Genomic DNA, 11,106 nt, shown 5'->3' on the forward strand with positions numbered 1-11,106 from the left:
CCTCCCGGCCGGAACCCGACCGCTCGCACTCCGGCCGGGCCGCTGCGGCCCGCCGCGCTGAACAGCTACCCCCGGCGCCCCGCGCCCTCCGGGTCCAGCCGATCCTCCAGCTGGTCGAGGAGGTCGATCGCGGCCTCCGCGATCACCGTTCCGGGCGGGAAGATCGCCGACGCCCCGGCGGCGCGGAGCTCGTCGAAGTCGCCGGGCGGGATCACCCCGCCCACCACGATCATGATGTCCTCGCGGTCGAGGGCGGCCAGTTCCTCACGCAACGCGGGCACCAGGGTGAGGTGTCCGGCCGCCAGTGAGGAGACGCCGACCACGTGGACGTCGGCCTCCACCGCCTGGACGGCGACCTCGGCGGGGGTCTGGAACAGCGGGCCCACGTCCACGTCGAAACCGAGGTCGGCGAAGGCGGTCGCGATCACCTTCTGCCCCCGGTCGTGGCCGTCCTGGCCCATCTTCGCCACGAGGATGCGTGGACGGCGCCCCTCGGCCTCGGCGAACTCGTCGACCCGGGCGATCACCCGGTCCATCAGTCCGGCGGCGTCGGAGCTACCGGCCGCCTCGTTCCTGTACACACCCTGAATCGTACGGATCTGGCCGGAGTGACGGTTGAAGACCTTCTCCATGGCGTCGGAGATCTCCCCGACCGTCGCCTTCGCACGGGCCGCGTCGACGGCGGCCGCGAGCAGGTTGTTCGTGAGGGACTCGTCCGCCCTGGACTCCCGTCCCGCCGCCTCGGTGAGGGCGTCCAGAGCCGCGCGCACCTCCTGGTCGTCGCGCTCCTCGCGCAGGCGCCGCAGCTTGTCCAGCTGCTCGGTGCGGACCCTGGAGTTCTCGACCTTGAGGACGTCGATCTCGTCCGCCGAGTCGGGCCGGTACTTGTTGACCCCGATCACCGGTTGGCGCCCCGAGTCGATGCGCGCCTGCGTGCGGGCGGCCGCCTCCTCGATGCGCATCTTGGGCAGCCCGGCGTCGATCGCGGCGGCCATGCCCCCGGCCTTCTCGACCTCCTGGATGTGCCCCCACGCCTTCTCCGCGAGCTGCTGGGTGAGTCGCTCCACGTAGTAGCTCCCACCCCAGGGGTCGACCACGCGGGTGGTGCCCGACTCCTGCTGCAACAGCAGCTGGGTGTTGCGGGCGATGCGCGCGGAGAAGTCCGTGGGCAGGGCGAGCGCCTCGTCCAGGGCGTTGGTGTGCAGCGACTGGGTGTGGCCCTGGGTGGCGGCCATGGCCTCCACGCAGGTGCGCGCGACGTTGTTGAACACGTCCTGCGCGGTGAGGGACCAGCCGGAGGTCTGGGAGTGGGTGCGCAGGCTCAGTGACTTGGCCTTGGCCGCGCCCAGGTCCTTGACCAGGCGGGCCCACAGCAGACGGGCCGCGCGCAGCTTGGCGACCTCCATGAAGAAGTTCATCCCGATCGCCCAGAAGAACGACAGCCGGGGGGCGAACGCGTCCACGTCCAACCCGGACCTCTGACCCGCCCGGATGTACTCCACCCCGTCGGCGAGGGTGTACGCCAGCTCGAGGTCGGCCGTGGCCCCGGCCTCCTGCATGTGGTAGCCGGAGATGGAGATGGAGTTGAAGCGCGGCATCCGCTGCGAGGTGAAGGCGAAGATGTCGGAGATGATCCGCATCGACGGCTGCGGCGGATAGATGTAGGTGTTGCGGACCATGAACTCCTTGAGGATGTCGTTCTGGATGGTCCCCGACAGCTTCTCGGGGGACACACCCTGCTCCTCGGCGGCGACGATGTACAGCGCCAGGACGGGCAGCACCGCGCCGTTCATGGTCATGGACACGCTCATCCGGTCCAACGGGATGCCGTCGAACAGCTGGCGCATGTCGTAGATGGAGTCGATGGCCACGCCCGCCATGCCGACGTCACCGGCGACCCGGGGGTGGTCGGAGTCGTAGCCGCGGTGGGTGGCCAGGTCGAAGGCGACCGAGAGGCCCTTCTGCCCGGCGGCGAGGTTGCGGCGGTAGAAGGCGTTGGACTCCTCGGCGGTGGAGAAGCCCGCGTACTGGCGGATGGTCCACGGCTGGTTCACATACATGGTCGGGTAGGGCCCGCGCAGGTACGGCGGCACACCCGGGAGACCGTCCACGAAGTCCAGGCCCTCGCGGTCGGCGGGCGTGTAGAGCGGTCTGACCCCGATGCCCTCGGGGGTCTCCCACTCCAGGGCGTCCGCGGCCTTGCCGGTGGTCTCCTCCAGGGCGCGCCGCCAGTCGGCCGCGCCCTGGTCGGCGCCGGTGAAGGCGGGGAGACGGGGGTCGACGGTGGAGAAGTCGGGAATCATGCCCTCGCCCCCTGGGTGGAGTCGTTCGCGGCGGTCGGCGGGTCGGTGAGGAGCACGTCCACCAGGTCGGTGAGCAGGGCGACGGCGTCACAGCCCCTGTGGGCGAAGGCGTCCACCCCGGCCTCGCGGTAGGAGTCGCGGGGCGCCCCGGCGAGCAGGACGCGGCGGGCCCCGACCCCCTTGAGCGCGCGGGCGACGTCCTCGGCGTGTTCACCGTAGAGCCGGTCCGAGGAGCAGATCACGGCGACCCGGCTGCCGGAGTCGGCGAAGGCGCGCGCGGCCGAGGCCGGGTCGTCGATCGGCCCCGGGTCCTTGGCCTCGATGCCCCCGGCGGCGAGGAGGTTGGTGGCGAAGGAGGCGCGCGCGGTGTGCGCGGCGACGGGCCCGAGGGTGACCAGGAACGCGGCGGGCCGGTGGCCGGTCGCGGCGGTGTGGGCGTCGGAGCGGTCGCGCAGGCTCTCGTAGTCCTGGGCGTAGCGGCGGGCCGGGAAGCCCCCGTGGACCGGTGCCCGGCGGGCCGGGTCGGGGGCGCGGACCAGGGGTTTCTCGTGCGGGTCGGGGAACTCGCTGACCCCGGTGAGCGGGGCCGTCCGGCGGGCGAGGTCGTGGCGGCGGCGGTCCCACACCTGGTCCACGGCCGCGCGGAGTTCACCGTGCGCGATCGCCGCGCCGATACCCCCGGCGCGCTCCAGTTCCTGGAAGAAGCCCCATCCGGCGCCGTAGAGGTCCCGGGTGAGGGCCTCCACGTAGAAGGAGCCCCCGGCCGGGTCGACGACCCGGGCCAGGTGGGACTCCTCGATCAGGAGCGACTGGGTGTTGCGCGCGATGCGGCGGGCGAAGTCGTCGGGCAGGCCCACGGCGGAGTCGAAGGGCGCGACGGTGACCGCGTCGGCGCCGCCAACCCCGGCGGCGAAGCAGGCCACGGTGGTGCGGAGCATGTTCACGTGCGGGTCGCGGCGCGTGAGCATGGCGTTCGAGGTGGTGACGTGCAGACTCATGCCGCGCTGGTCGGCGGGCACCCCGGAGGCCTCCAGCACCTGGTTCCACATGGCGCGGACGGCACGGAGCTTGGCGATGACGGAGAACTGGTCGGCGTTCGCGGCGAGCCGGAACTCGATCCGGCGGGCGGCGTCGGCCAGGTCCAGCCCGGCGTCGGCGAGGGCACGCAGGTAGGCGGTCCCGGCGGCGACGGCGGAGCCGATCTCCTGTGCCTCGGAGCCGCCCGCGTCGTGGACGAGTGTGCCGTCGGCGACGAACAGGCCCAGCCCGGGGCGGGAGGCGGCGTGTTCCGCGGCGAAGCGGGCCGTGTCGGTCACGTCGGGGCGCTCACCGACCAGGGCCGCCGCGCTCAGGGGGTCCAGCCCGAGGTGGGAGACGACCCGGCCGTCGGGGATCTCGGCGTCGGCGTGCGCCCGGAGCAGGGCGGTGGCCGCGTCGAGTGCGTGGGGGCCGGGCGCGGACAGCACTACGGGGGCGAGGTCGAGGTAGACGTCGGCGAGGGCCTCGCCCAGGCGGGAGAGGGGGACCCCGCCCGGCTCCGGCTCGGTGGCTTCGGGGCCGGTGTCGGCGCCCACGGCCACCCACAGCGAACTGACGCCGTTCATGAGGTCGTTGTGCATGCGGCGCCGCAGCTCGGCGGGGTCGGCGTCGGTGTGCCGGGCGCGGATGTCCCACCCTCCGGCCACGCCTCCGCCCGGGCGGTAGCCGCGCGTGAAGGGTGCCAGCCCGGGATAGCCGGGGTCCGCGGCGGGCGGGTCGGCGGTGTAGAGGGGTTGGATGTCGAACCCGTCGTAGCCGTGCGTGGCCAGGACGGACTCGGGGGTGTCGGCGAGCCGTTCCTCCGCGACGCCGCTCTTGCGCAGCACTCCGGCGACGAGTTCGCGCCACCGCTCACGTGTGGCCGCCGGGAAGCCCTCGGCCAGGTTGGGGGCCGCGGTACCGGCGGCCCCGCTCTCAGGGACGTCCATACTTCGAGATGGTAGAGAATCGCGTTCGGTTCCGGCGAGCCGGGGTGTGGTGCTCGGCACAGGTTCGACCTCCCCCGTCCTGACCTGCGGGTTGACCAACGCCAATCACACAGGACACATCAGCCTCAGAATATGACATACGTCACATACAGGCCCGCCCCAGAACCAAAAGCCCCGGTCAGGGACCCAAGCGGATACCCCAACCCGCTCTCCCGACAGGATGCCCCATGCTGAACTCCACCCGCCGCCACCGTGTCGCCCTCGGCCTCGTCGCCGCCGGCTCCGCCCTCGCACTCGCCGCCTGTGGCGGCGACGACCCCGAGCCCGCCCAGCCCGACACGGCCGCCGTCGAGGAGGTCGAGGAGGAGGCCGTCGAGGTGGACACCTCCTCGTTCAACCAGGGCCCCATCCCCGACGAGGCACCCGAGATCGACCCGGAGACGGACCTGCCCGCCGAGCCCGACTCCTCGGCTCCCCTGGGGGACCGCATCGCCTGGGAGGCTCTGGAGCGGATCTCCACGTTCGCCTCCGTGACCGACCCCGACGCCGCCTCCACCTGCCCCGAGATCGCCGGTGAGGAGGGTGAGTCCGTCACCTGCACGGTGACCTTCCTGGACGAGGAGTTCGAGTACTCGATCGACATCAGTTCCTCGGGCATCCTGATCAACTACGAGTGGGACATGCCCGAGGGGCCGCTCGTGCGCGAGGCCCTCGAGGACAGCCTCCGGGTGAGCGCCGAGACCGAGCTCGTGCTCTGCGACATGGACTCCGACGTCGAGCGCGGCGAGACCGGCGGCGAGGCGCCCTTCCTGTGCCAGAGCCTGGACGAGGAGACCGGCGACGTCACCGAGTGGGAGGTCAGCATCTCCCAGTACGGCGCCTTCTCGTTCTACCGGGTCTGATCCGCCGCCCCGCCTGGCCCGGAACGAACGAAGGCCCCGCCGAACACGCTGTTCGGCGGGGCCCCTCGCGTTCCTCGCGGTGTCAGCCGCAGTTGGTGCCGTTGCGTACGACCCACTCGCCGCCGATCGAACCGCCCCAGTCCACGCAGTGACCCGCGGCGTCCAGGTACACCGGACCGGCGTAGGTGGTGAAGCTGCCCGGGTCGGTCTTCCAGGAGGTGGAGTCGGAGCGCTTGAGGGAGGCGTCCATGTTCATCGCGGAGCCGGGGCTGGACCGGGTCACGACCACGCAGTTCCTGCCGTTGGAGTTGTTGTAGGTCAGGTGGACCGTACCCCCGGGAACGGAGGCCGAGTTCACCACCCCGTACCCGCTCCCGCACTCCCCGCTGTAGGAGGCGGCGGAGGCCGGGGCGGGGCTGGCAAGGGCCGCGACCAGGACGACGGTGAGCCCGCAGGAGATCCGGCGGGTGAGAGACTTCAGCACTTGTGCTCCTCCTACCAGGGCGGGGTTCCGCTACCGCTGGTCTTGTGGTGCTCCACGAGTCGGGTGATGGTGACGGTGCCGCCGCTCTCGGTGTAGGTGACCTCGGCCGAGACCGTTCGGCTGCCGGAGTTGACGTAGCCGGTCAGGGCACCGGGGCTGGAGGAGACCGTTCCGGCGGCACCGTCGGCCACGCCGCCCCCCTGCTCCTGGCAGAAGCTCCACGCGCACACCACCGTGGCGCCGTCGACCACCGCGTACTGGCCGGATCCGCCCGCGGGCTGGAAGGCCACCACGTGGTCACCGGCCGGGCGCGACCCCGAGGCGCTCACCCCGGCGCCGACCGTGGCCATGGTGGTGGTCGAACCACCGTCCTCCTCGGCCTCCTCGTCCGCGTCGTCGTCGGCGTCGTCCTCGTCGCCCGCCTCCTCGGAGGGCTCGTCCGAGGGCGAGGCGTCCTCCGTGGGCTCCTTGCCGACCGGGCCGGGACGCCTCTGCTCCTCGTCGGAGCTCTCCTTCGCGGTGTCCCCGCCCTCGTCGTCCTCGTCTCCGGAGAACCACGCGGCGACCGGCAGGGAGTCCCAGTTGTTGGCCAGGGCCACACCACCGAAACCGAGTCCGGCGATCAGCAGGAGGGCGCCCAGGACCGCACCGACCAGAGCCAGGGCCCTGCCCGCGCCCTTGGTCGGCTTCACCGCGAACTCACGTTCGGGTGCGGTCTGCACTCCGTGCCAGTTGTTGTCGACCAGGGCGCCCATCACGCTGCCTGCGGCTTCGGCCGAGGCCACCGGCGCGAAGGACCGCCCGGGGTGGGTCACGGACACCATCTCCGAGACCAGTTGCAGCGCCGTGGGCCGCTGGGCGCCCTCCTTCTGGAGCGCGCGCCGCGCGAGGTCGGCCAGCGGACCGGTGAACCCCTCGGTGTCCGGTTCCCCGCTGATCACCCGGTGGGCGATGGCGGCCGGGTCGCCGCTGCCGAAGGGCGGCCGCCCGGTGGCCGCGTAGGTCACCAGGGCGCCCCAGGCGAAGATGTCGTCGGCGGTGCTGGCGGGCTTGCCCTGGTAGTGGTCGGGGCTGATCCATCCGGGCGAGCCCATGACCGATCCGGTCCGGGTGAGCGCGGTCTGGTCCACCGCCCGAGCCACTCCGAAGTCGAGGACGCGGGGGCCCTCGGGTGACAGCACGATGTTGGCGGGCTTGAGGTCGCGGTGCGCGATACCCGCCTCGTGGATCTGGGCCAGCGCCTCGGCCACCCCCGCGGCGAGGCCGATCAGCAGCTGTTCGTCGAGGGCTCCGTGCTTGCGCATGTAGGCGCTGAGCGTCATGCCCCGCACCAACGGGGTGACCAGCCAGGGCCGCTCGGCCTCGGTGTCGGCGTCCAGGAGGGGCACCGCGCACGCGCCGCCCACCCTGCGGAGCAGGTCGACCTCACGGGTGAAGCGCGCCCGGAAGTCCTCGTCCGCCGCGTACTCGGGGTGGATGAGTTTGACCGCGACCAGCTCGCCGCCGTTGGCCTGGGCCGCGTACACGACGCCCATGCCACCAGCCCCCAGGCGTTTGAGGAGCTGGTAGGGGCCGATCCTCGTGGGGTCGGTGGAGGTCAGGTCGGTGGCGGTGACGGGAAGTGAGACGGCTGAGGGGGTTGGGTTCACTGGGAACAGATCCTGATCGGCATACGGGTGGGACGGTTGACTCTGGCAGCGGGGTCAGGCGCCCACCGAGAACAGGGGGAGGACAAACGGGGCCAAGGGGAGTAGGTGGATACTAGCGCCTCGAACCTCGCGCACAAGGTACCTGTCGTCACACCCCGGTTTCCGGTGGTCACGGCATCGGCACCCTCACCTGCTGGACCCTGCCGTCGCCCAGGTGCAGGTAGGCGGTCCCCGGGGTGAGCCTCGGGCTGGACACCCCCTTGGGCAGGCGCAGTCCCAGAACCTCGCCGTCGGCCTGGCTCTGCGGAGAGAGCAGCGCACCGATCCGGTTGCGCTTGAGGTGGACGTGCCAGCCGTTGAAGCCGCCTTGGAGCGCCTCGTTGGTGCCCGCCGCGACGATGCCCCAGCCCGCGCCCACCATGCCGCGTGCGATCCGCGTGAACTCCTTGCCGAGGTCGCTCTGGAGCAGCAGTTCGGCGTCGTCGATCACCACGACCGCGGTGTCCGCCTCGAAGCGGCCGAGCGCCTCGTGCAGCTGCGACAGCCTCGGTTCGGCGGAGTCGACGACGGCCCGCACCCCGCGCTCGTTCCGCAGGTCGGCCAGGCGTGATCCCCGCGGGGTCACGAGCAGCAGCTCCGTCCCTCCCTCCAGCAGGGACGCGGCCATGGTCGTGAGCATGCTGGACCGCCCGGACTGGGGCGGACCGCTCACGAGGAAGGTCGGGATCCGCGACAGGTCCGCGGTGACGGCGGTGAGTTCGTTGCCTCCGACGCCGATCAGGGCGTGCAGCGGCCGCGGGGCCCGGGTCCGGTACCGGGGCATGTCCGCGTAGGTCAGCTGGTCCGGCAGGACGTCGACGCGGAACGGCCTCGGCCCGTCGCCCGGCTGGGGTCGCTGGGAGACGAACTCGGCGATGCGCGCGAGCTCGGCACCCTGGGCCGCGCCCTGGGGGTTCTTCGTCAGCAGCGCGATCTGCACCTCCAGCGCGTCGCCCGCGCGGAAGGCCCGGCCGTCCGGGACCTCCTCGGGCAGCGCGCGGGCCTGGAGCCCGGCCGAACCGTAGTCCCCGCTGTCGTTGCAGCGCAGGACCAGCAGGTCCTCCGTGGTGGAGGAGTACTTGGTGCGCGTCAGCAGGCGGTCACCGGTGGCGACCACGTGGACGCCCACGCCCGCACCGTCCCTCATCAGAGTGGTGACGTCCTCGACCAGGGCCCCGTAGTTGTACTCGCCGAAGGCCTGCTCGAAGGCGTCCAGGCGGTCGATGAAGAGCACGATGTGGGCCGGTCGCTCCTGACCGGGCAGTTTGGCCCGGAGCTCCTCCAGGTCGGCGCAGCCGTGCGCCGCGAGCAGCTTCTGCCTGCGGTCCAGCTCCTCTCCGAGCAGCCCCAGCAGGCGCACGACACGGTCGCTCTGGGTGCGCTGGGCGACCGCCCCGCAGTGCGGCAGCCTCTCCATGGGCAGGAGGGCACCGTTGCCGCAGTCCAGGCCGTACATGTGCACGTCGTCCGGGTGGTGGCCCAGGGCGAGGGAGGCGGCGAGGGTGCGCAGTGTCTGGGAGCGGCCCGTGCGGCCCGACCCCATGATGTGCAGGTGTCCGGTTCTGGCCAGGTCGAACGTGTACGGCATCTGGCGCTGCTGCGCCGGGACGTCGATGAGGCCGATCGGCACCGGACGCACGACCCCGGGCTCGGCCTGCGGGGGCCGCCCCCGCAGGAGCGTGGACAGGGTCAGCGACGTGGGCAGCGCCTCCAGCCAGGGGCTTGGCTGACGCCGCGCGCCGACCTGCTCGGTGGCCTCCCGCACGGCCGCGACCAACGCCGTGAGGTCGGTGGCCTCCACGTCGCCGCTCTGCTGGCTCTCCTTGGCGGCGATCGGGGCGGGGAGCGCCAGGTCCGACCACTTCACCGCGTGGGCGACGGGAGCCGAGGCGTTCTCCACGGCCACGACCCTGCGGCCGCCCACCCGACCCGACTGGAACGGCAGGAGCGACGCGTGGCCGAGCCGGACGTAGGCGCGTCCGGGGGTGTCGATCCCGATGTGCGCCGACTCCGCCGCGTCGATGACGTCGCGGCTCTCGGTCTCGTCGGTCATCCGCAGCGCGATCCGCAGGTTGGTGTTGGCGCGGATGTCGTTGGTGACCACGCCGCCGGGACGCTGGGTGGCCAGCACCAGGTGGATGCCGAGCGAGCGGCCGCGCTGGGCGATGTTGACCAGACCCTTGACGAAGTCCGGCAGCTCGCGCGCCATGGACGCGAACTCGTCGATGACCAGCATCAGCCGGGGCATCTGCGGCATGCGGGGGTCGCGGTCCAGGAGTTCGAGGTAGTCCTCGATGTCCTTCGCTCCGGCCTTGGCCAGGATGTGCTCGCGGCGGTGCAGCTCCGCGCCGAGCGAGACCAGGGCGCGTCCCACCAGGTGGGTGTCCAGGTCGGTGACCATGCCGACGGTGTGCGGCAGGTCCACGCAGTCCTTGAACGCGCTGCCGCCCTTGTAGTCGACCAGCACGAACGACATCGACTCGGGACGGTTCACCGCGGCCAGCGACGCCACCAGTGTCTGGAGGAGTTCGGACTTGCCGGAACCCGTCGTGCCCGCGATGAGCGCGTGGGGGCCGTCCCGCCGGATGTCGACGGCGAACGGGCCGTCCAGGCCGACGCCGAGGGTGGCGACCGTGCTCCGGCCGCCGCTCGTCCAATGGGCGGCGATCGCGTCGCCGTTGGGCGGCTCCAGGCCGATCACGTCGAGCAGGCGCGCGCTGCGCGGCAGCGACCCGCCGGACTCGCCGACGCTGCTGTCCCGCAGCGGGGCCAGGGCGCGCCCGAGCCGATCCGCCCAGGCGGCGGAGGGGACGTCGGCGCGCACGTCCTCGACGTTGTCGAAGGAGGTCCGGCGCAGACGCATCCCGTGCGGGGTGATGCTGACGACCGCCCGGCACTCCTCGGGGAGCAGCCGCTCCTCGGCGTCCAGGCACAGGACGTGGATACCGACCTCGGGGCCCTCTCGCAGCAGCTGGACGACCCCGGGGAGCGAGCGGATCCGGCGGGCGCCGTCGAGCACGACCACGATCGCGGGCTCGTCGTCGACGGCTGCGCGCGCGGCCTTGGCCCGCGCCTCCAGGATCATCAGGAGTTCGGAGACGCGGCGGGCGCACGTGGTGGCGTCGATGCCGATCCGGCCCAGCGAGAGCTGGGGCAGGTCCCCGCGCAGGTGCGGCACGTAGCGGGTCCACCGCCAGCGGGTGTGGTCACCCTCCATGGACAGCAGGTACAGCTGGAGCTCGGCGGGGCTGTGCAGGGCGACGAGCTGGGCGACCAGCCAGCGTTCCAGGGCGTGGGCCCCCTCGCCGGTCCCGGCCACGCCCACGACGCCGTTGTCCCTGACCGACACGCTCACCGGCACGTCCCGCATGTCCCAGGTGACCTCCTTGCGGTGGTCGTCCTTGGTGGGGTCCATGAGGACCACCTCGGAGGGGATGCTGCCGGTGCCCACGCGCAGCTGGGTGAAGTCCTCGTCGATCTTGCGGCGCTCCCACAGGCGGGAGCGCGGGCCGGTGGACAGCAGCAGGACCGCCGCCGGGTCGGGGCAGGTGTCGCGCAGGCGCCGCTGCGCGGAGACGAGGGCGTCACGGGCGTCCCTGGTGACCCGCTCCGTCTTCTCCTCGAACTCGCGCAGCTGCTTCTCGTAGCGGGCCTTGGTGGTCCTGCGCTGCATCAACTGCATGAACAGCACGGAGACGGGCGCCAGCAGTCCGATGAGGAGCATCTGCGGGCGGTTCATGATGAGCGCGCCGCCGACCGCCA

The 11,106-nt window shown here is 72.3% G+C and carries 6 protein-coding genes; 1 reads left to right on the forward strand and 5 read right to left on the reverse strand.

All coding sequences use genetic code 11. The features are described 5' to 3' along the window. Window positions 1-65 precede the first annotated feature (65 nt). Both scpA and ADX84_RS14930 read right to left on the reverse strand, forming a co-directional pair. The gene (gene scpA, locus ADX84_RS14925; protein WP_049574069.1) at window positions 66-2,303 is read right to left on the reverse strand and encodes a methylmalonyl-CoA mutase; all 2,238 of its coding nucleotides are present in this window, start codon (window positions 2,301-2,303) and stop codon (window positions 66-68) included. After that, window positions 2,300-4,270 (reverse strand): methylmalonyl-CoA mutase family protein, encoded by a 1,971-nt coding sequence (locus ADX84_RS14930; RefSeq protein ID WP_049574073.1) that lies wholly within the window; start codon window positions 4,268-4,270, stop codon window positions 2,300-2,302. The genes scpA and ADX84_RS14930 overlap by 4 nt, the downstream gene beginning before the upstream one ends. 227 nt (window positions 4,271-4,497) lie before the next feature. Here ADX84_RS14930 and ADX84_RS14935 point away from each other — a divergent pair, with 227 nt between their 5' ends. Next, window positions 4,498-5,172 carry a hypothetical protein gene (locus tag ADX84_RS14935; RefSeq protein WP_049574077.1) on the forward strand — a complete coding sequence of 225 codons (675 nt, stop codon included), beginning with the start codon at window positions 4,498-4,500 and terminating at the stop codon, window positions 5,170-5,172. Between the two features lie 82 nt (window positions 5,173-5,254). Here ADX84_RS14935 and ADX84_RS14940 read toward each other — a convergent pair whose 3' ends face one another. The 3 genes from ADX84_RS14940 to ADX84_RS14950 form a co-directional block, all read right to left on the reverse strand. Further along, entirely contained in the window at window positions 5,255-5,656 is a 402-nt protein-coding gene (locus tag ADX84_RS14940) for a hypothetical protein (protein WP_049574081.1), read from the reverse strand. Window positions 5,657-5,667: 11 nt separating this feature from the next. After that, window positions 5,668-7,305, reverse strand: coding sequence for a serine/threonine-protein kinase (locus tag ADX84_RS14945; RefSeq protein WP_049574085.1), 1,638 nt, complete (start codon window positions 7,303-7,305; stop codon window positions 5,668-5,670). A 169-nt stretch (window positions 7,306-7,474) separates the two neighbouring features. Then, window positions 7,475-11,106 (reverse strand): FtsK/SpoIIIE domain-containing protein (locus tag ADX84_RS14950; protein ID WP_049574106.1); only part of this gene is annotated, 3,632 nt, incomplete at its 5' end.

Source organism: Nocardiopsis sp. SBT366, from assembly GCF_001083815.1.
Classification (GTDB): Bacteria; Actinomycetota; Actinomycetes; order Streptosporangiales; family Streptosporangiaceae; genus Nocardiopsis; species Nocardiopsis prasina.